Below are 22,205 nucleotides of genomic sequence, written 5' to 3'. Positions count from 1 at the left end.
ATCACTCTGCGACACACACGATCAGAAGAGGAACAACCACATGTCCCAACACGGCAACAACAGCAAAGCCCTCTCCGACGACGATCAGATGGCGCTGATCTGGATCGCCCCACTCGCAGCCACCATGGCTCTCGGATCCGCAGGCCTGTGGTGGTCGACGGCAATCGCCTGGCTGGTCGAGCACTCCATTCTGATCGCCAGCGAGGCATCCCCGATGGTGCAGATCCCAGCATCGGACGGTGCCGGGCTCGACGGTCGACGACTGATCATCGCTCTCGCCGTCGTCGTCGCCCTCGGTGCCGTCGCGATCAGCGCCGGCCGCTCGGCCTACTCAGCCCGACAGGCTCGACTGCACCGAGGAGACCGGGGATGAGAACGAAAGCCACCAGTGGTCGCCGCGCAGAACTACGCGCGATCGCGAGCAGAGAATCGTTCACGATGCCGCTCGGTCAGTGTGTCCGAGACAGCAACTGGGCCGCCCGCGAAACGGCGGTCGCAGAGCTGCTGCAGTCACGGATCCCACGTCTCGAACGGCGCCGGAAAGCAACCGTCGCTGCAGCGCATCTCCTCGAATCGTGCGAGACCTGCCCGCTCGCGGCCTTCGTCGCATGCCGCACAAGAGCCGAGGCAGATAGCTATACCGGCGTCGCGGCAGGCGGACTGTACGACCGAGGAACTCTCATCACCGAAGAAAAACGACCCGACGGTCTGGACGCGATGCACTCCCGCGAGGTAGTGTCCCCAACATCTGATGTGCGGTCTGACCAACCGCATCAACTGAAAAGGGATGCACCATGACTGACGTCGACGTGGTTTCGCGTACGCAAAACAATCTTTCCCCCGCACTGTGTGATGCAGTGCCCGATAGCAATACAATGAATCCTGACCGGAATACCGGTTCATGGAGTCGCTCGACGACGTCGAGGGGTGGTTCCTTCGGCCCGACGAGCGACGGCAGTGACGCTGCGCGTGCGCGACGTCGCTCCACTCCCGCGGCGGGATCTAACAGAACATCCCGCCGCGGGAGTGCCTCGTCGGTACCCTCCGGACCCGCCCGCCGCCACCTGCTGTCGTTGCGGCTCGGCGGTATGCCCGACCAAATGATCCTCGATCTCACGAAGCTCAGCCTCAGTGATGTGGAGACAGTCGCCAACCACAAATGCTTCGAGACCACCGCAAGCATCTCGAAAGCTATTCTCGACGTCACCTTCCACCCCACCCGGGGACGGGCGATGACCTTAGGTGTCGGAGCTCAGCGACGGATCCGGGCCCTCGTCGCGATGGGCTACTCGGTGCAAGCGCTGTCCGAACTGACCGGGCTGTCGGTGCCCAAGCTTTCGACGTTGCCATCGGATCAAGTTGTCCCCAGTGAACTCTGGTCCGTCATCAACGACGTCTACGACCAGATCTCCATGACACCCGGCCCCGACGAGCAGGTCCGGAATGCAGCCCGTGAGCAGGGATGGGCGACGCCTCTTGCTTGGGACGATGACGAAATCGACGACCCCCGAGCACGTCCACATTCGCCCCGAGGCATCCGCGGCGTGGACGAGGCGGCCGTCTACCGTCGCCTGTGCGGCGAATGGAGACTGCCGCTCACTCTTGCAGAGCAAGCCGAGATCGTAGGAATTTCGCTCCGTCGGCGGTGGTCAACCGAGCACCTGGCCGACGTACTCGGAATCGATCTCGACTCAGCGGTGAAAAAGAAGGTCCGCTACCGTGCCCGGATGGCCGTGCACGCCGCTCGCTCCGATGGTGAACGAGAAGCCGATGTTGCGTAGCGACTACGTCAGAAGTGTCGTGGTCGCTCTGGCGGCAGGCGTCCTATGGGCCTTGATCGAGGCGTCGTCGGCATCCTGGGCCAGCACTCAGGCATCAACTGCTGCGACTGTCGGCCGCGTCTCGATTGTCGCGATAGCAGTGATCGTCGGGGTAGCTCTGTCGGCCGCGCTGCGGACCACCGTCATCGCGGTGTGTGCACGGGTCGAGATCTCCGTCGACGAGGCGGCGCTGGGGACGAAAATTCCCGTCATCGTCTCCGGTGTCGTGTGGGGCGTCATCTCCGCTTTCGTCAGTACTCCGACGAGTGCGCCGCCGGCGGCAATGCTGTTCTTGGCTCTGGTAGTGCCCTGGATTGCGTGGATCGACCAACGCGTGCAACGGATTCCGACTGCTCTTGCGTATCTGGCCGCCAGCGGAACTGCAGCAATGATCTTGCTCACCGGTGTCGTTCACGGCACCTGGGGCGCGGTCGGTCGCGCCCTTCTGGCCGGCCTGGCCGCCGGCATATTGTTCTTCGCGCTTGCAGTGCTTCTGCGCGGCGGAATCGGTATCGGCGATGCGCGACTGGTGGTCTCGCTCGCGATGGTCCTAGGCTACGTCGGCTGGACATCCCTCGGTGCGGCGCTGGTGTTCTCGATCCTGACGGCTTTCGTCGGAGTGATAGTCGTGCGGGTCCTTCGAGCGATCAGATCCGAGCCTGCACGGTCGCATATCGCGCTGGGCCCGTACCTCGCACTCGGCACCGCGCTCACTCTCGTCGCATCCTGATCCGCCTGCGCGCAGTTGCGTCCTGCTTTTTCTTCCCTCCCCGAACTCGACAGCTCCCGAAGAGGTGATTGCCATCATGGCGAAGACACATCAGACCGCATGGACAGCCATTGCCGCAGCCGTGATGGTCGCTGTGGCGGCCGCGGCTGCCGTGGTGATCACGACGGATCACCACGAGGCCGACACTGCGCCACCACCACCCCAGGTCTTCCACGACGTCATCACCGTTGCGAGCCTTCTCGACGCCCTGCCCGTCGTCGACGATATCGACAGCACGGCCAGGTGGCCCGACGGTCAGCGCTTGGCGGAACTTCTCGTGCGGCCGCCAGGCAGCGATCACGGATGCGACACCAGGAACATCGCATTGGCAGCGGAGCTCGAGGCCGTCACATTCGCTGCCGGAACGGACAATTGCGTTGTGGCACAGGGCGTGTTGAATGATCCATACACCGGTGTCACCGTCGAATTCGATGCAGCATCTGAGAAAGATGCTGCAGCAAGCGATTACGTCTACCCGCTGGACGCGGCGTGGGCGTTGGGTGCTGCTGCATGGGCACCCGAACAGCAGCAACGCTTTGTCAGCGACGTACAGACCAACATCATCGTCGCCAGCGCGCAGGCAGTTGAACATCGAGCCCAACGTGGGCTTTCTCAGTGGCATCCGAGCAACGACGACCTCGCATGTGCATTTGCGGCGAAATATCTTCGTGTGGCGCAGACATACGCCTTGCCCATCACCCGCGGTGATGCTGTCGCGGCCACGCAACTCTGCGGTCTCGGCAACACCGCGGTGACAACTGCGGGCGAGACCGAACCGGCGAACTGACCACACGATCGGCCACACAAATCTCCTCCCCAAGAGGAAATGAAAGTCCCTCGCACACAACATGAAAGAAGGAATCTCATGCCCAAGACCGCCGACCAGGCCGATGCAACCACCCGCGAGATCCTCGGCCCGCAGTTCACCGCAATGCGCAACCTTGTCGAAGCAGCCGAGAACAGCCGGCAGAAGGCCGAAGCAGTCGCCAAAGCGCAGGCCGAACATGTCGACTCGACCGCCGAATTCATCGTGGCCTACGACGCCGCCAAAGCTGCAGGCTTCACCACCGCCCAACTGAAGAAGGGCGGCTACGTCCGGCCATCACTGAAGGGAGTCGCAAAACCGGCCACCAGCAAGAAAGAACCCACGCAGACCCCGCCGGCAGAAACCGCCGCCACCGGCGGCGAACCCCACGGGCACGACAGTGGGCAGCAGAACCATGCCGCACCGGCGTCGGAGGAACACCGGAGTGATCACCACAACGAGCACGGCGAGCACGACGCCATGGCGAGCTGACATGACATCCCGTCGACAACCAGAGGGGGCTGTGCGATGAGCACCGACCGAACCGACGCGATCACCCATATCGAGCTGGCCTGCGACGTCTGCGCGCTGGAACCCAGGGACGGGGGAGCGGGACCGCGGGGCGCATGGTGGGCGGTGGCCATGAAAGATTGCTGCGCCGGCGGACAGCTCATGGCCCACCTCGCGTGCGACGAGCACTTCTTCGATCTGATTTCACAGAAGCTGCCCGGCGTATGCACGAGTTGTGGCCACCTGAGCCGGACCCTGTCCGACGTCGTCGATGTCGCATGGACGATAGGAACCGGAACCGACCTGCCCGGCCGGCCGGGACGATGACCCAAGCTGTCGCACTGCTCGGTGGAGGCGTCCGCCGAGCGTGCACTTGCTGCAGCGCTGTCGAATACTTCGGCGGCGCTGCAGGTCGAGTCGGTACCGCCGCCCCCCGCGGGGCCGCAGTACCGACTCTGTATCCGGGACCGCAAGACCCCCTCCGGGTGAGGTCCGATGTCCTCCGCGCGCCGTAGTCGTAACCGCGTCACCCCAGACGGGGGCGCGTTCGACCCCGATCGAGGATCCAGCGGAGAGCTGGAGAAGAAGCAAGGGGTGGTGCTCCCGCACGCATCCTTCGCCGACCGAGCCGCGAATCGCGAGCATGCCCGCGGCCTCGATACCGACATCGAAGGACTGCCCGGTCTGACACGCGCGCGCCGCGACCTCGAACGCGCCTTCCCCCGCAACACCGCCGCGCCGATCACGAACGAACGAAAAAGACGTTCGCTGCCGGCCGCGATCGAACTCCGTCGAAGCCTCAGCGCCCGCCAGCGCAATGCGCGATCAGCCACCAAAAGGACTGTCGAGCAGAGCGTTCCCCGAGCCCAGCACCGTGCGATGAGCACACTGATCGGAGATCCAGAAAATTGGAAACGCACCAACGACGCATTGTCCGATGTCAACGGTGATGCAGTTCGGCTCGACGACGACCAGCGCCGCCACATCCAGAGAGTCGACCGCGCAATCCAGCGATACGAGCGTGAGTCCGGACGTGGACACCTGGTCTACACCGTTGTGAGCTTGCCCCACGCCGTCATCCATCCATCCGAGCTACCCGAGACCCTCTCACCCGGCTCGGTCATAGCTTTCGACCGCTTCACCGGCGCCCGCCACTCGATCCACGAACTCGACGCACACAGCCATCCGACGGACGCCGTATTCGAGATCCAAACAACACGAGGGCTGTACCTCGGAGCATCGGACAAGGGCGACGACACGAGCCACCTCCTCCCACGGGGCACCCGCTACCGAGTCGTCAACTCGCACTTCGTCCCCTACGAGCGACCAGGTCAGAGGGTCAGGGAAAGGCTCGTCGTGCAACTCGAAGACATCGACACGGACTGACCATCAGCGAAAGGAACAAACAGACATGCCCACCGAAAAGGCCTCACCGCCACCACACCGACGAGAACGCCGCGCACCATGGCAATTTCATCCAGACATCATGCCGCGCGCCGACTTTCGCGCCGTCCAAGCCGAAGACCCCCAGACCGGACCCATCGACGGAGCCATCGACACCGGCGAAGAATCGGAATAGAGACGGTCACTTGTCATGGGCCCTGCGCGATCGGATGCTCTCGTCGAGCCACTCCGCACCATGATGACGGCCACAAAACGTGATACGCGCCCAAAACAAACCTCATCGGTTGCTTCTAACGTAGCCAGGGTGGAGCATACGAGTCATGCCTGTCTCTGAACTTCTGCGCCTCGGCAATGCTCGACCAATCGTCCGATGGGGCGACCCTGTCCTGCACACATCGGCTCGACCGGTGACCGACTTCGGTCCTGATCTGCAAAGTCTGCTTGCCGATATGTTCGCGACCAATACTGCTGCGGACGGTGCCGGCCTCGCCGCTCAGCAGGTAGGCATCGACCTTGCGGTGTTCATCTACGATTGCAGTGACGAGACCGGGACACGGCGAACTGGTGTCGTCTGCAATCCGGTAGTCGAACTCGCCGAAGGAAACGATCGACACCTCATCGATTTCGGTGAAGGATGCTTGTCCCTCCCCGGCGCATACACCGACCTCGCACGGCCAGAGTTCTCTATCTGTCGAGGACAGGACCAGTACGGTAACCAGATCGAACTCAACGCAGGCGGCACGCTCGGGCGTTGTTTCCAACACGAAACCGATCACATCAACGGTATCGTTTTCGGCGACCGCCTCTCGAAGCGCAAACGTAAACAGCTCTATCGTGACCACGAGACGGTCTCTGAGCAGTACAGCAACGATTGGCCAACACGATAGATTCTGCTCCGGAAGCAGTGACCGCTCTGCTCCGCCTACCCACCCGGTGACGTCAAGACCTTCACGAAGCCTGACATTCATCTACACGAAACAGTAGGTCGAACCCTCAACGCATCCATGGCTCGCTATTGCACGGCAACGGACCATATGGTCTTGTATCCTGGGCTAGGGAACAGGAGTTCGGGGAACATATGCCTTACGCAATGGCTGCGGCGTCGCTACGGGCCGCGATTCCAGAGGTAGTGACGGCGTACAGAACCACTTTGCTACGCGAGAATAGTCCCCTCGGGATCAATCCGGGGGTGTGGTCACAGTGCCGCCGCCAAGCACTGGCAATCCTCAACGAGTGCGTAGATGCATTAGGCCTTCCCACGTCTTCGACTACTCGGTCGGCGATTCCAGACGAGTACACCCGGTTGCTCGGCTCGCATCGAGCCCTACAGGCAATACCGGCTTCGGAGTCCGTGCGAGCTGTGGAGATTCTGTGGTCATCCCTTGAGCCTGCAATAGAGCTGGCCGCCAAAGAGGCACCCTTGACACACCGACCTGGGGTCTGGAGACGCATCAACGCCGCTTTTCGCCTTGCTGCCGGTGGCCGCCTTCACACGGGCATGCTCAGCTACGAGGAGACCCGAGGCCATTTGAGGGACAGGCAACTTCGAGTGCTTGAGGCCGCGTCAGACGCATCTTTGACCAACCGGGAGCTTGAAGTCTTGGAGGCTGTGGCGTTCGCGATGACCAACCGGCAGATCGCTCGCACTCTGAATATTTCAGAGCTCACAGTCAAGCGGCATCTGTCCAACGCCTATCTGAAACTTGGGGCGTCGTCCCGTATGGACGCGTTGCACAGGCTATTCGGCAGCCGCATCTAGCGGCCCGCAATTTCATACCGCGCGCACCAGGAGGGTGCCGAGCATCGCGAGGTTTGCTGCGTACTGGGTGGCCATGAAAGCGCGGTACCCGCAGCGCCGTGCCTTCAGGTCATAGTCGTTCGCCCGCGCGCATAGCGCCATCACCCAGAGAGCTCCAGCAGTCAACGGCAATGTTCCGAACAGTGCGAGCGGTGCCCATAGCAGTGAGGCGATCGGTGCGCATACTCCAACGACAGTCGTTCCGAATATGGCCAGCCGCCGTGCAGAGCTGAGTCCACGTTGCGCTGCCAGAGTGCGCCTCCCACCAATGGCGTCCCCGTGGGCATCGGATAGGTCCTTCACGACCGCTCCCACCAACGCCATCCATGTTGCCATCGATGCGCAGAAGACTTGTTCCGTACGCCCAAATCCTCCGCCGCCGGCGGCCGCTCCGGCAGCATAACTTGCCCAGCCGAGGCCGAATATCACTACAGAAGAAGACAAACTCCAACGCTTGGCAGCCAGTGGCGGTGCCGAGTACACCCACCCAAGCGTCAGGAAGGCGAAGGTCCAGCACCACATCTCGCGCCCCGCAACTGCAGCCATCAGCAGGGCTGTGATCGCCGTAGCCACGCTGACCCACCGGGCTGTACGGACTGCCAGTTCCCCCCGCGCAATCGGTCGCTGCGACGCGTTTGCCACATCCTCAAGGACGTCAGTCACACCATTGAACAAGTACGTCGATATCACGACGGCCCACCAGGTCAACGCGCCGGCCGCTAATTGTCCGACACCGACAGGCCCTGCAGTCGCTGATACGCCGGCAATTCCAACCGCGAATCGAAGCAGATAGACACCTTGGACCTGCGGTCTGGCCTCCACGAAGCACAACCATGCATTTCTTGCGGGACTCGACGCGCCCCCAGGACGACCTACCTGTGTGCCGTGCTTGACCGACTCACACCGATACGACCACCCATCTGACACAGCCGGAGCCTAGCTGTCGCAGTGCACGAAGGTTTCTGCCCGGACTTGTCTTCGCTAAAACTACATCCAAAGTTGTAGTTTTCTGAGGTATTACCTACTCCCTTCGTGCCACAAAGGGGACCAACGTATTCGCTGCTAGGCAGACTCGACTGGTACCGAAATGCACAGCAGGCGTACTGCAACTCTCCGAGTAAGCGAGGACCATGAGCAATCCGTTCGACGATGAAGACGGCAGCTATTTCGTTCTCACCAACGAGGAGGGGCAGCACTCTCTCTGGCCGGTCTTTATCGACGTCCCGGCCGGTTGGTCAAGAGTGTTCGGCGAGGCCAAGCGGACTGCTTGTCTGGAGTACGTCGACACCCACTGGACCGATTTGCGCCCCAAGTCACTCGCCATTGCTCAGGCCGAAAACCGCAGCCAGACAACTAATGTCGGACCAACTATGCGGCCGGGAACGACCAATTCGGTTGAGGGCATCCCAGCCGATGCCTACCACAACGAAATTAGGTCGTAGCTCGATGGGAGCACAGTCAGGCTCGTCCGTCGCGGACGTTGTTGGGGTCGGTTTTGGACCCTCCAACCTCGCTCTCGCGATAGCTCTTCAAGAGTCCATCCAGCCCGGACCGGTGCCGGCAAAGTTCAGCATGAAGTTCTACGAGCTCCAGCCTCGTTTCGGCTGGCACCGTGGGATGCTCATGGAGGATGCGACCATGCAGGTCTCTTTTCTCAAAGACCTTGCCACCATGCGCAATCCGATGAGTCGGTATACGTTTGTGTCCTACCTCCGAGAGAAAGAGAGAATTGCTGAGTTCATCAACAGCAAAACTCTCTACCCACTGCGGGTGGAGTTTCATGACTACCTGGAGTGGGCAGCTAGCCAATTTCAGTCAAACGTCTCGTACGGGTCCGAGATCAAAGACATCCGACCAGTAGTCGAGAATGGCGTGGTGGAGTACGTCGATGTAGTCGGCCCAGATGACGTTGTTCAGCGGGCGCGGAACATCGTGATCGGAATGGGTTTGACGCCTCGACTTCCCGATGGTGTCAACAGATCTGAGCGGATCTGGCACAGCTCCCAACTGCTGGGCAGAGCAGCCGCAGTTACATACGTCCCTCAAAATTTTGTCGTCGTGGGCTCTGGCCAAAGTGCCGCCGAAGTTGCTGACTACCTTCATCGGACTTTCCCTCGCGCCAATGTGCACACCGTCCTGTCCCGCTACGGCTACAGCGTCGCCGATGACAGCCCGTATGCGAATGGAATTTTCGATCCGGAGGGAGTTGACCGGTTCTTCTCCGCTCCGACCGACGAGAAGCAGAGGCTCCTCGAATACCACGCCAACACCAATTACTCAGTGGTCGATCTCGATATTTCACAGTCGCTGTATCTCAAGAGCTACCAGGAGAAGGTCCTGGGCAAACAGCGGTTACGGATGATCAACACCTCGCGCGTCACATCCGTCGACGAGGACACAGACGGCGTACGGGTCGAGGTCACATCCTCGGCCACCGGTCTGACCCATACCATCGAAGCAGACGTGATCGTCTACGCCACCGGCTACCGGCCAAGTGACCCGGCACCGCTACTCCAGGGCCTGATGCGCGAATGTAAGCACGACGAGCAGGGACGGCTCAGCGTGGGACGCGACTACCGAGTGACGACGTCGGATGCGGTGCGCGCCGGTATCTATGTGCACGGTGCCAGTACCGAACACAGCCATGGACTTTCTGCTGGTCTCCTGTCCAACACTGCAGTCAGATCCGGTGAAATCGCCCAATCCATTCTCAGGAGATGACCATGTACGTCCCCCGGATCTACAAGGCAAGTGATCGGACATGGCTGCGCCGCGTGGTTGCGCAGTACCCTTTTGCGGCTCTGATCTCAAACGGCCCCAAGGCCCCGTACGCCACCCATTTGCCAGTCATCTGTGCTCCCTGCGCCCCTTCAGAGAGCGAGGACTTAGAAGGATCGACACTGTTTGGGCACATGAACCGGGCCAATCCCCACTGGGACTCGCTCGTCGACGGTGCGGATGCCCAACTTATTTTCACCGGGCCTCATGGGTATGTCACCCCAAGTGTCTACCAACGCGATTCTGTAGCACCGACCTGGAACTACGTCTCGGTACATCTCCGAGGAAAGCTGCAACCTGTTGCCGATTTCGAGGAGACGCTCAAGGTCGTTCAATTGACAGTCAGTACGTACGAGCAGAAATTCGGCAGCGGGTGGGAGATGGACAGTTCGCTGGACCACTACCGAAGGATCGGTCCGGCTGTGGGTGCATTCAGTTTTGAGGTGGAATCGGCGGATGGCATGTTCAAGCTCAGCCAGGAGCAGAACCTCGAGACCAGGCGACGGGTGGCGGACCACTTCAGCGCGAACCACGCCGGGCGAGGCAAAGAACTAGCTTCGTTCATGCGGGAGTACAGCCATGGTGACTACAACAACTTCTGATGGGGACATGTCGGACGCACCGACGGAACCCACGGCCCGGGAGCCTTTTGCGCCAAAAGAGCATTCCGTGCCCGCCATTTGTAAACCTTCAATTTCGCACCGGCTCAGCCATTTCGGCCTGGTCTGTTCATCGGTTTACGGATGCAAGCGGAGTTTATAAATTGTGCTACTGCTCTCACGCACCTTGTCCGCCGCCATTCCGACTCGTCGAGCAGGTCAATCGTTCTACCTTCGGAATGAAGTTGGGATTCCGGGGGATTGCTTCCGGACCAAAATCCGGCAAAAGAGCCGACCGGCGAACGTGACCAAGTCGGTGTCATCGCCAGAGAAAGCCAGAAGGTTGGTAATGGATTACGACGTTGTTGTTGTTGGGGCGCGATGTGCCGGCGCTTCGGTGGCACTGCTGTTAGCCAGACAGGGGCGAAGTGTTCTGCTGGTCGATAGGGCCTCCTTTCCGGCGGACACCATGTCCACGTTGTATATCCAGCACCCTGGGGTCGTGAGACTCGCACAGTGGGGGATGCTCGATGATGTTGTGGCCTCCGGTTGTCCGCCTTTGGGCACTATTAGTCACGATGTGGATGGACTGAGTCTGATCGCTGCTACCCCGGCGAAGGACGGTGTTAATGCCGCTTACGCACCACGGCGGTACATACTCGACGATCTACTCATTCGAGCTGCCGTGTCAGCGGGCGCGGAGTTCTCGGATCGGACGTCGGTCCTAGAATTGATTTGGCACGACGAACGCGTCGCCGGAGTTCGCCTCCGGAGTGGAAATTCGACCACATCGGTGTCTGCTCGATTGGTTATTGGGGCCGACGGTATGCGATCAAAGGTCGCGGAACTTGTTCAGGCACCGATCCTCCGATCGGCACCCATAGCAAGCTGCGTGTACTACACCTTCTGGCAAGGCTTGCGAACAGGATTCGGATTCCATGAGCGAGTCGGCCGCTGGATAGCCCGTATTCCAACACATGACGACCTGACAATTGTGGCAGCTTACCTGCCGCAGAGCGAATTCTCGGTCGTTCGGCGGGACCCGCAGAGGGCGTACTTGTCCGCGATCGAATCGACAGCGCCGGATTTATACGAACAAATTATGGCACTCGACCGAGTGGATCGGTGGTGGGGTACGGGGGACCAACGCAACTATTTCCGTAAATCGCACGGTCCGGGCTGGGCATTGACGGGGGATGCGGCTCACCACCTTGACTCGATCAGCGCCCGCGGCATCACCAATGCGCTGATTCAAGCCGACCTGCTCACCGATTCTATTTCCGGGGTGGATGTCGGGAACTCGGTCGCAGTAGATGAGGCGATGGTGCACTTTGCACTGTCGACAGGAGCTGTTCTAGAGGAGCCGTACATGAGTACTCTCGCCCTGGCGAAGCTTCAACCGACGAAGTCCCGGTTGCGCATGCTGCATGCCATTGCCAATTCGCCCGAACTTACATCTCGGTACTTCGGTTTGGTTTCGGGGGCCATCGGGATGCGCGAATTTATGTCGGCCGAGCTCGTCGACTTGTTGTAGCTTGCTGATGAAATATTTCGGGTCTGAATCTAACGCTGAGGGTGGTCACCCGAGTGGTTCGCAAGGAAGTGTTTTGCTGGGCGCTGAAAGGGTTGAGCATTGATCCCGTTGTCTTTTGCGCAGCGTAGGCTGTGGTTTATCCACCAGTTGGAGGGATTGTCGTCAACTTACAATATTCCTCTGGTCTTACGCCTGACTGGTGAGCTCAGTGTTCATTCGCTGGGCAGGGCAATCGGCGATGTCGTGAGTCGACACGAAAGTTTGCGGACTGTTTTCCCCTCCCATGAGGGTGTGCCGGAGCAGCGTGTTCTTGGCTCGGCCGACGCAGACTTCGGCTGGGACGTAGTCGAAGCGTCAGGGTGGTCGACAGACGCGTTGAACGATGCAGTCGCACAGGCAGTGGGATACAAATTCGACCTCAGCTTTGAGATTCCGTTCCGAGCGCAGCTCTTCAGACTATCGGCCGATCAGCATGTATTGGTGCTCCTGATGCATCACATCGCGTCAGACGGCCAGTCCCTCACGCCCCTCGTACGCGACGTCGGGCTGGCGTACAGGGCCCATGTGGGCGTAGAGGTGCCTGCCTGGGTGCCGTTGCCATTGCGATATCGGGATTACACGCTCCGTCAGCGTGAGTCGCTCGGCGACGAGTCCGACCCCGACAGTGCGCTGAGCCGGCACCTCCTTTACTGGAAGAACACGCTAGCCGGATACGAGGGGCGGCTTGAGCTCCCAACCGACCGCCCTTATCCGGTCGTGGCCGACTATCGAGGCAATCGAATCCCCATCGAATGGCCCGTGTCGATGCAAGAGCAGGTGCGACAGTTGGCCCGGGAGCATCGTTCTACCGGCTTCATGGTGATTTCGACGGCGCTGGCGGTGCTGTTGTCCGAACTAAGCGGCACCTCCGATGTCGCTTTCGGTGTTCCAACTACGGGCCGACGTGACGCTGATCTTGCGGAGATGGTCGGTTTCTTCGCCAACACAGTAGTGCTCCGCGTTGATGTGTCTGCCAGTTCGACGTTCCGTCGCCTCTTGCAAAAAGTACGGGACGCGGTTTTGGACGCATTGGCCCACCAGGATGTCCCGTTCGACGCGCTGGTGGATCTCGTCAAACCTGCTCGGTCACAATCGCATCACCCACTGGTCCAGGTCATGCTCGGATGGCAGAACCAGATCTCCACGGAGTTGGACTTGCCGGGGGTGCTGGCAGAGGCGGTACCCACCATTTCTCGACAGGCCCGGATGGACTTGACCTTCAGTCTCCGGGAGCGGTACTCCGAGTTCGGCGAGCCGCAGGGAATCGACGGAGTGGTCGAGTACCGCTCTGATGTCTACGACGCTGCATCGGTCGAGACCATGATCGTCAGGCTTGGGCGAATCATCGCCGAGATGATCGCCGTGATCGACCAGCCAGTCATCTCGATCGACGTACTAGACAGAAACGAACACACTCATCTTGACCGCCTGGGCAATCGTTCTGCGCACTCTCAGACTGCCGCCAGTATATCCATAGCCGAACTGTTTGCAGCACAGGCGAATCGAGCGCCGGAAGCGCACGCCATGGTTTTCGAGGATCAGGTATGGACTTACAGGGAAGTTGACGAGGCCTCCACGCAACTGGCACATCTACTAGCCGTTCGTGGGGTACGCGGAGGAGAAGTTGTTGCTCTCATGCTCCCGCGTTCCAACAAGACAGTAATCGCGATCCTGGCAGTGTTGAAACTGGGCGCAACCTATGTACCCATTGACATCAAGCACCCCGATGAGCGGGTGGCGTTCATCTTGGGCGATGCCGCTCCAGCTGCCCTCGTGACCACTGCCGAACTGACTTGCCGGGTAGACTGTTTTGGTATCGAAGTTGTGGATGTCGACGACGACGCGATTGCCGTGCAGCCGGTTACGGCTCTGCCTGCGCCAGAGGCCGGCCAAGTCGCGTACATCATCTACACCTCCGGTACCACCGGTGTCCCCAAAGGGGTTGCCGTTACCCAGGCGAGCGTCACGCGATTGTTCAGCTCGACGGCTCCGGGGTTCGTGCCGTCCTCAAACCAGGTGTGGTCACTCTTCCACTCCTACGCGTTCGATGTGTCGGTATGGGAGATGTGGGGCGCGCTGCTACACGGTGGCCGACTGGTTGTCGTACCTGGAGAAATTGCCCAGTCCGCCAACGACTTTCATCAACTACTGCGAGACCAGAACGTATCCGTTCTGAGTCAGACACCGTCAGCATTTTATGCTCTGCAGGCAGTCGACATGCGCCGGCCGGGCGAGTCTCGGCTGAGCGGTCTAGAAGCGATTGTCTTCGCAGGCGAAGCTCTCGAACCGTCGAAGTTGCGACCTTGGCTAGATCAGCTGGATTCCTGGCCGCACCTGATCAACATGTACGGCACCACAGAGACCACCGTCCACGCATCGTTCCGGAGGATCGTTTCTTCTGACCTCGACAGCCATGTCAGTCCCGTGGGCGGTCCGCTTGCTGACCTTGCCTTCTTCGTATTGAATACCGGTCTCCGCCGCGTGCCGGTAGGAGTAGTCGGAGAGTTGTATGTGGCAGGTCATGGTGTCGGCCTGGGCTACTTGAAACGCATGGGGCTGACGGCGTCGCGGTTTGTTGCTTCTCCGCTCGGCCCGCCGGGCTCGCGGATGTACCGGACGGGTGACGTAGTGCGGTGGAACCGCGAGGGCGAGCTGGAGTATGTGGGCCGCTCGGACGACCAGGTGAAGATCCGTGGTTTTCGTGTTGAACCGGGTGAGGTCGAGGCTGCTCTTTCCCGTGTCGCGGGGGTGGAGCGCGCCGCGGTCGTGGTGAGGTCTTCGAGTTCGGGCAAGCAGCTGATCGGCTACGTCGTACCTGCGGAGACCGGTCCAAAAGTAAATGGTGCTGTGGTGCGTGGTGATGTGGCCGCGCACCTACCGGAGTACATGGTCCCCACAGTGGTGATGATCGTCGATGACCTACCGCTTACGGTCAACGGCAAGTTAGACAAGCAGGCATTGCCGAATCCAGAGTTCGCAGGCGGATCCTACCGAAATCCGTCGACCTTGGTTGAGGGAATTTTGGCTGAAATCTTTGCGCGTGTGCTGGACCTACCGCGGGTAGGGGTGGACGACTCGTTCTTCGACCTCGGCGGAAATTCGCTATCGGCGATGCGAGTGATCGCGGCCGTGCAGGAGTCGTTTGATTCATCGATCGGCGTGAAGGCGCTCTGGGAAGCCTCAACGGTATCGGGGTTCGCACGGTTGGTGGGTGGATCGCCGGGTGGCGGCGTGGCATGGGTCCCAGTAGCTCGTCCCAAGCGATTGCCGTTGTCGTTCGCTCAGCGTCGGCTGTGGTTCATCCACCAGATGGAAGGGCAGTCGGCGACGTACAACATACCGCTACTGATTCAGATTACCGGTTCTTTGGATGTCTGTGCGCTGCGCGCGGCGATCGCTGATGTTGTGGAGCGGCACGAGAGTCTGCGGACAGTGTTTCCAGCGGTGGCTGGTGTGCCGGAGCAGCGTGTCCTTGCAGCTGAGACTGACTTCGACTGGGACATCATTGACGCCACCACCTGGACGGAACTTCAAATATCCGACGCAGCGCGTGTTCGGGGTCAGCATGCTTTCGACCTAGCCGAAGACCTTCCTTTCCGCGCGGCGCTGTTTGTCGTGTCTGCCACTGACCATCGTCTGGTCGTGGTCATGCACCACATTGCAGTCGACGGGGGGTCACTTCCTCCGCTCCTGCGTGACCTATGGAGCGCCTACGGAGTCCGCGCTGCGGGCGAGTCGCCTTCCTGGTCGCCACTTCCCGTCCAGTACGCCGACTACACGCTTTGGCAACACGCTCTGCTGGGTGACGAAGCGGATTCGCAAAGCGTGCTCGCCGGGCAGTTGAAATTCTGGGAACACGCCCTGAAAGATCTACCCAGCAGGTTGGAGCTTCCCACGGACCGGTCGTACCCGGCGGAGACCGACACGAATGGGGGTCGAGTCGTCGTCGACCTGCCCGCGGATTTCCATGAATTGGCGCAGCGGATCGCGCGGGAACGCAATGCGACGACGTTCATGGTGATGTCGGCGGCGCTTTCGGTGCTGTTGGCGCGTTTGAGCGGGAGCGCGGATGTGGCGTTCGGGGTGCCGACGGCGGGGCGGGGGCGAACCGAGTTTGACGGCATGGTCGGGTTTTTCGTCAACACGCTGGTGTTGCGTACGCGGGTTTCAGCCGAGATGAACTTCGGTGATTTGTTGGAGGAGGTACGGGAGCGGAGCCTGGACGCGTTCGCGAACCAAGATGTGCCGTTCGATGCGCTTGTCGAGCGCCTCAATCCGGTCCGTACGCAGGCTCACCATCCGTTGATCCAAATCCTGTTCGCCTGGCAGAACGACCCGGTCCCCGACATCTCGGTGCCGGGTCTCGACGTGGAGACGGCGTCAGTCGACATCGGAGCCGCTCGAATGGACCTGGCATTCAGCCTGCGCGAGCGGTTCACTGCGGACGGTCAGCCCGATGGGATCAGCGGAATCGTCGAGTACCGCACCGACATCTTCAACGCCGAGACCGTAAAGCGCATGGCGGCTCGGTGGCAGCAGCTATTGATTGCGATGGCGGCGGGCCCGGATCGTCCTTTGGCTTCGTTCGACATCCTGGGTGAGGATGAGCTGACGCAGCTGGACGTACTGGGTAACAGGTCGGCTGTGACGGAGTCCGTTGCTGGCGTGTCGATTCCGGAGTTGTTCGCCGAGCAGGTGAGGGTGCGGCCGGACGTCATAGCGGTGGTGTTCGAGGGTCGGTCGTGGACGTATCAGGAGTTGGACGACACATCGACGCAGTTGGCTCATTTGTTGGCTGGGCGTGGGGTGGGAGTAGAGGACGTTGTTGCACTGTTGCTGCCACGTTCGGAACACACTGTGATAGCCATACTTTCGGTGCTGAAGCTGGGTTCTGCTTACTTGCCGATCGACATCAACACCCCTGACGAGCGCCTGGCATTCGTTCTACAAGACGCTGCGCCGGCCGCGATTTTGACCACGGTGAGCCTCGCTGGTCGCGTCAGTAAGTCCGGGGTCCCACTGATAGATGTCGAGGATCCCAAGGTCGCTGAACAGCCGACGACGACGTTGCCGGTGCCGAATGCTGACCTCCTCGCGTACATCATCTACACCTCAGGAACGACAGGCACACCCAAAGGCGTCTCGGTCACCCACCGCGGCGTCAATGACCTCATCGCTACCCACATCGCGCGCCTCGCCAATGTCGAGGACCCGACCACCGGCACTCTGGAACCCCACCACCACGTATGGACGCTGTTCCATTCATACGCATTCGACTTCGCGGTCTGGGAGATGTGCGGCGCGCTTCTGCACGGGGGACGGCTGGTCGTGGTTCCCGAAGAGGTTGCCTACTCTCCTTCCGATTTCCATAACCTGCTCGTAAACGAAGAAGTAACGGTGCTGACCCAGACACCGTCGGCGTTGGCACGGCTGTCTCCCGAGGGGCTACCGTCGATCGCGCTACTTCTACTCGGGGGAGAGACGTGCCCAGCCCAGCTAATCGAGCGATGGGTGACGCCTGAGCGAGCCGTGATCAATGCTTATGGCCCGACCGAGTGCACCGTCTACGTTTCGATGACCGAACCGCTAGTCCCTACAGGGGCAGTGCCGATCGGTGCCGCTGGCTCCGGCACTGCGTTGTTTGTGTTGGATTCCGGTTTGCGGCGGGTTCCGATCGGTGTGGTTGGTGAGTTGTATGTCGCGGGGCGGGGTGTGGCACGCGGTTATGTGCGACGGCCGGGCTTGACGGCATCGCGATTCGTCGCGTGTCCGCTCGGCCCTTTGGGTTCGCGGATGTATCGCACCGGCGATCTGGTTCGTTGGAATCACGACGGCGAGCTGGAGTATGTGGGTCGCTCTGACGATCAGGTGAAGATTCGTGGTTACCGCATCGAAATCGGTGAGATCGAATCGGTGCTCCGGACGGCCCCCGGAGTAGGACAGGCTGCGGTCGTCGTCCATGAGGACCACCCAGGGTACAAACGGCTGATCGGCTACGTCGTTCCCCACACAGACTGGGCGGGCGAGTTGGATGGCAACCAATTGCGCCGCTTGACCGACGCGTGGCTGCCCGAATATATGTCGCTTGCGGCGGTCGTGGTCCTCGATGCATTGCCCATGACGAGTAACGGCAAGCTTGACAAAAAGAGGCTTCCGGTACCTCAACTAGGACAATCGAACCAATACCGAGCACCGACTACTCCACTCGAGGAGAGCCTGGTTGACATCTACGCGCGCGTACTGAATGTGGAGAAAGTTGGAGTCGACGATTCGTTCTTCGATCTAGGCGGCGACAGCATCTCGTCCATTCAGGTGGTGTCCCGGGCCCGGCAAGTCGGTTTGTACTGCAAGCCCCGCGACATCCTGGTGGAGCGAACCGTGGCACGACTTGCCCACGCTCTCCAGCTCTCGGTCCCGGAGCAGTCTCTCCTTCGGCCGGCTGAGGCTGGGCCCGTCACGGCAACGCCGATCATGCGGTGGCTGGCATCTCTCACGGCACCGACAGACGAGTTCAACCAAACCATGTTGTTCCAGGGGCCGCAGCAGGCGAAGTACAGCGACGTGGTGTTGTTACTACAGGCATTGGTCGATCGGCACGCCATGCTCCGGTTGCAGGTGGACAACGCCCCGACTGAGGACGCGGACAACTGCATCGTCCTACCAACAGGCTCGATCAGCGCAGCCGACTGTGTAACCCCCGTCGTGGACTTCTCCGATACCACGTTTGCCAATGCCTTGAGCCGTCTTGACCCGCGTCGAGGAGCCATGGTGCATGGGCTGTGGGCTGAGCGCACCCGCCAGCTGTTGCTCATCGTCCACCACCTCGCGGTCGACGCGGTCTCCTGGGGAATCATCCAAAGGGATCTCGCAACGGGTTGGCGCTGCCTCACCGAGCGGCGAGAAATTACCCTGGATGCCAGCGGCACCTCGTTCCGTGAGTGGTCAACGATGTTGGCGCAGTACGCTGCCGAGCGGAAAGTCACTGACCAGCTTCCGCATTGGCAGCGCATTGAAGCCGTTGCCACCCTGCTGCCCAGCCCGCACCCGACTCCTGGTATCTGGCGCGATGTGGAGCATCTGTCGGTCAGCATCGACACGGAGCTAACCGAAGTGCTGGTAACCGACGTGACTGCGGCTCTGCACATCAACGTTCAGGATCTGCTGCTCATCGCACTCGGTTCTGCCCTCGCTGAACAGCACCAGCACTTCGACGTCCCTTTCCGCATCGACGTGGAGAGCCACGGACGTCGCGATGAAATCGGCAGTGGGATCGATTTGACCAACACCGTCGGATGGTTCACCGCAAAGCACCCGGTCGCTTTGAACGTCGTACCCATGGACCGTGACACTGTTCTGACCGGGGGCTCGGACATGGGTATCTGGATAAAGGACGCCAAGGAACAGCTGCGTGCCCACCCCGACGGAATCACCTACGGTCTTCTCAAGTATCTAGGCACCAACAATCTGTCTGGCGTAGATCCCGCCATCGGCTTCAACTACCTCGGCCGGCGCAGCGTGAGCCAGCTCGACGCACCCCTCGAAGATTGGCGGATCCTCGGACCGACTGAATCGCCTGATGCTCGACGCTTTGGTTCCCGCTCGATGCTGTTGCCGCACACAGTCGGCATCAATGCAGCCGTGCTAGCCGAAGGTTCGCAGTCAGAACTACACGTGTCCTGGAGTTGGACGAGCACACAGGTGGATCGCTCCTATATCACCGAGCTGTACGCGCGCTGGTATGACGTTCTAGCTGGAATTGCGGCGTACGTGCAGAACGGCGGCGGAGGACTGACTCCCTCCGACGTCCTGCCGGCGGTGGTCAATCAGCGGCAGATCGATCAACTCGCACAAATCGTGGAACCAGCAGACCTTCTCCCGCTGACTCCGCTTCAAACCGGGCTGCTTTTCCATCGCCGTTCCGGCAGTAATGAACCCGTAGAGCTGTACACCGTGCAACTGGGTATCGAGATTGCTGGCGTACTCGACGTGCCGCGCTTGCGCGAGGCCGCTCATACAGTCGTCGGACGCCACCCCAACCTAATGGCTCGGTTCGTCTCCGAGGGTTTCCCCGAGCCGGTGCAGATCATTCCGACACGCCCAGACATACCGTGGACGGTAGTTAACGGCTACGAGTGCGATCAGAGGCTGCTGGATGCAGAGCTCGCCGCCTGCGGCAACCTCGTAGATGAGGCACCGCTACGGATTCTCCTTCATCAGACTGGGACGAATAAGCACACGCTGGTGCTATCCGTCCATCACATCGTGGTGGACGGTTGGTCAATCCAGATTCTGCTCAAAGAGATGTTCGCCGTCTACGAACGGGAGACTCTGGCACCCGCGCCCACCTTCCGAAATTACGTCGAGTGGCTATCCGCCCAGGACTGGAGCGCGGCGCGGCGGCATTGGCAGAAGCTGCTGGCGGGACTTCAAACGCCGACCTTGTTAGATCCAGGAGATCGCTTCACTGATGCGCGATCGCTGTTGCGAGTCGACCTCCCTATCGACGTCACGCGTTCTGTTGAGCAGTTGGCTCGCTCGCAAAACACGACCATGAACATCGTGCTACAGGCCGCCTGGGGCCGTCTGCTGGGCGCATTGACTGGCAGCGGAGACGTCGTCTTCGGCACTACCGTATCGGGGCGGCCAGCAGAACTGTTCGGCAGCGAGTCGGCGGTGGGCATGTTCATCAACACCGTCCCGGTAAGAGCATCCCTGACCGCGACGACGACCACGGCTGAACTGATCGGCATGCTGCGGGACGACTACCACGATGGGCTAGACCACCAGTTCGTGGCCCTGGCCGATATCCAGCGCGCCGCGGGACATCAACAACTGTTCGACACCCTCTTCGTCTACGAGAACTACCCACTGAGGATGTCCGGCGGGCAGCTCGAGACAAACGGACTGAGCGTACGCATAGCCTCAAGTCGCGAGTTCACTCACTATCCAATCGCCTTACAGATCTGGCCCGGTCCACAGCTGAGGGTGCGGCTGGAATACCGCATGGCGGTCCTCGACGAGCGGTTGGCCAAGCAAATCCTGGTATGGCTCCAGACACTATTGATTGCGATGGCGGCGGGCCCGGATCGTCCTTTGGCTTCGTTCGACATCCTGGGTGAGGATGAGCTGACGCAGCTGGACGTACTGGGTAACAGGTCGGCTGTGACGGAGTCCGTTGCTGGCGTGTCGATTCCGGAGTTGTTCGCCGAGCAGGTGAGGGTGCGGCCGGACGTCATAGCGGTGGTGTTCGAGGGTCGGTCGTGGACGTATCAGGAGTTGGACGACACATCGACGCAGTTGGCTCATTTGTTGGCTGGGCGTGGGGTGGGAGTAGAGGACGTTGTTGCACTGTTGCTGCCACGTTCGGAACACACTGTGATAGCCATACTTTCGGTGCTGAAGCTGGGTTCTGCTTACTTGCCGATCGACATCAACACCCCTGACGAGCGCCTGGCATTCGTTCTACAAGACGCCAAACCAGCAGCAATAGTGACAACGGTAGCGCAATTGCACCGGGTCGATGAGAGCAAAGTGGCAGTCGTGACCCTCGGGGGCAGGGTCACCGTCGAACCTCCCACTGTCACCTTTCCATTCCCCCATCCAGAACTGACGGCCTATGTCATCTACACCTCAGGAACGACAGGCACACCCAAAGGCGTCTCGGTCACCCACCAGAACGTGACGCAACTGTTCACCAGACCCGCACGGACGTCCGAATTGTCGCCAGGACAGGTGTGGTCGATGTTCCATTCGTACTCGTTCGATGTGTCGGTGTGGGAGATGTGGGGCGCTCTGCTGCACGGTGGCCGCTTAGTCATAGCCTCTGAGGACACGGCCAACTCTGCCACCGACTTTCATGACCTACTTGTGAACGAAAGTGTTTCGGTTCTGACCCAGACCCCGTCCGCCCTCGGCCGGCTGTCACCGCAGCGGCTGAGCGCATTGAGGACCATTTTTGTGGGGGGTGAGGCGTGCTCGCCCGAACTTGTCGATCGGTGGGCTTCAGGCCGAGAAATGATCAACTCCTACGGTCCTACCGAAAGCACCGTTTACGCCTCTATGAGTGCGCCCATGAAGCCTGGTCATGGAGCTCCTATCGGTACGCCGGTGCCGGGTGATGCGTTGTTTGTGTTGGATTCCGGTTTGCGG

General features: G+C 60.6%; 16 protein-coding genes. 15 read left to right on the top strand and 1 reads right to left on the bottom strand.

Translation table 11 applies throughout. The features are described from left to right. Window positions 1-40 precede the first annotated feature (40 nt). From CH251_RS24615 to CH251_RS28175, 10 genes are all read left to right on the top strand, one after another. On the top strand, window positions 41-373 hold the full coding sequence (locus CH251_RS24615; RefSeq protein WP_015586153.1) for a hypothetical protein: 333 nt from the start codon (window positions 41-43) through the stop codon (window positions 371-373). 859 nt (window positions 374-1,232) lie between these two features. After that, window positions 1,233-1,781 carry a hypothetical protein gene (locus CH251_RS24605; RefSeq protein ID WP_141215466.1) on the top strand — a complete coding sequence of 183 codons (549 nt, stop codon included), beginning with the start codon at window positions 1,233-1,235 and terminating at the stop codon, window positions 1,779-1,781. After that, a complete protein-coding gene (locus CH251_RS24600) occupies window positions 1,771-2,550 on the top strand; it encodes a hypothetical protein (RefSeq protein ID WP_015586156.1) in 780 nt (259 codons plus the stop codon). Before CH251_RS24605 ends, CH251_RS24600 begins: the two co-directional genes overlap by 11 nt. A 76-nt stretch (window positions 2,551-2,626) precedes the next feature. Then, window positions 2,627-3,376, top strand: a complete 750-nt coding sequence (locus tag CH251_RS24595) for a hypothetical protein (protein ID WP_015586157.1) — start codon at window positions 2,627-2,629, stop codon at window positions 3,374-3,376. A gap of 78 nt (window positions 3,377-3,454) precedes the next feature. Further along, window positions 3,455-3,886 carry a hypothetical protein gene (locus CH251_RS24590; protein ID WP_015586158.1) on the top strand — a complete coding sequence of 144 codons (432 nt, stop codon included), beginning with the start codon at window positions 3,455-3,457 and terminating at the stop codon, window positions 3,884-3,886. A gap of 36 nt (window positions 3,887-3,922) precedes the next feature. After that, on the top strand, window positions 3,923-4,231 hold the full coding sequence (locus CH251_RS24585; RefSeq protein WP_015586159.1) for a hypothetical protein: 309 nt from the start codon (window positions 3,923-3,925) through the stop codon (window positions 4,229-4,231). A 168-nt stretch (window positions 4,232-4,399) separates the two neighbouring features. Then, entirely contained in the window at window positions 4,400-5,290 is an 891-nt protein-coding gene (locus CH251_RS24580) for a hypothetical protein (RefSeq protein WP_015586160.1), read from the top strand. 25 nt (window positions 5,291-5,315) lie between these two features. Further along, the gene (locus CH251_RS27730) at window positions 5,316-5,483 is read left to right on the top strand and encodes a hypothetical protein (protein ID WP_155289036.1); all 168 of its coding nucleotides are present in this window, start codon (window positions 5,316-5,318) and stop codon (window positions 5,481-5,483) included. A 145-nt stretch (window positions 5,484-5,628) separates the two neighbouring features. Then, entirely contained in the window at window positions 5,629-6,195 is a 567-nt protein-coding gene (gene def / locus CH251_RS24575; RefSeq protein ID WP_015586162.1) for a peptide deformylase, read from the top strand. A gap of 191 nt (window positions 6,196-6,386) precedes the next feature. Further along, window positions 6,387-7,067, top strand: a complete 681-nt coding sequence (locus CH251_RS28175) for a LuxR C-terminal-related transcriptional regulator (protein ID WP_015586163.1) — start codon at window positions 6,387-6,389, stop codon at window positions 7,065-7,067. Between the two features lie 12 nt (window positions 7,068-7,079). Here the strand turns inward: CH251_RS28175 and CH251_RS24565 are convergent, their stop codons facing one another. Then, window positions 7,080-7,928 (bottom strand): UbiA family prenyltransferase, encoded by an 849-nt coding sequence (locus CH251_RS24565; protein WP_015586164.1) that lies wholly within the window; start codon window positions 7,926-7,928, stop codon window positions 7,080-7,082. 308 nt (window positions 7,929-8,236) lie between these two features. Between CH251_RS24565 and CH251_RS24560 the strand changes: the two genes are divergently transcribed. From CH251_RS24560 to CH251_RS24540, 5 genes are all read left to right on the top strand, one after another. After that, window positions 8,237-8,548 carry an MbtH family protein gene (locus CH251_RS24560; protein WP_015586165.1) on the top strand — a complete coding sequence of 104 codons (312 nt, stop codon included), beginning with the start codon at window positions 8,237-8,239 and terminating at the stop codon, window positions 8,546-8,548. Between the two features lie 4 nt (window positions 8,549-8,552). Continuing rightward, complete coding sequence (locus tag CH251_RS24555; RefSeq protein WP_015586166.1) at window positions 8,553-9,827, top strand: lysine N(6)-hydroxylase/L-ornithine N(5)-oxygenase family protein; 1,275 nt, start codon at window positions 8,553-8,555, stop codon at window positions 9,825-9,827. Then, complete coding sequence (locus CH251_RS24550) at window positions 9,824-10,486, top strand: FMN-binding negative transcriptional regulator (protein WP_202902192.1); 663 nt, start codon at window positions 9,824-9,826, stop codon at window positions 10,484-10,486. The genes CH251_RS24555 and CH251_RS24550 overlap by 4 nt, the downstream gene beginning before the upstream one ends. 301 nt (window positions 10,487-10,787) lie before the next feature. After that, on the top strand, window positions 10,788-12,017 hold the full coding sequence (locus CH251_RS24545; protein WP_202902191.1) for an NAD(P)/FAD-dependent oxidoreductase: 1,230 nt from the start codon (window positions 10,788-10,790) through the stop codon (window positions 12,015-12,017). A gap of 99 nt (window positions 12,018-12,116) precedes the next feature. Then, the coding region (locus CH251_RS24540) for a non-ribosomal peptide synthetase (protein WP_141214992.1) at window positions 12,117-22,205 on the top strand (10,089 nt) is incomplete at its 3' end.

The organism is Rhodococcus sp. 06-462-5 (assembly GCF_002258315.1).
Taxonomy (GTDB): domain Bacteria; phylum Actinomycetota; class Actinomycetes; order Mycobacteriales; family Mycobacteriaceae; genus Rhodococcoides.
Note: the sequence above shows the minus strand (reverse complement) of the source record. Positions and strands in the feature narration are given on the sequence as shown.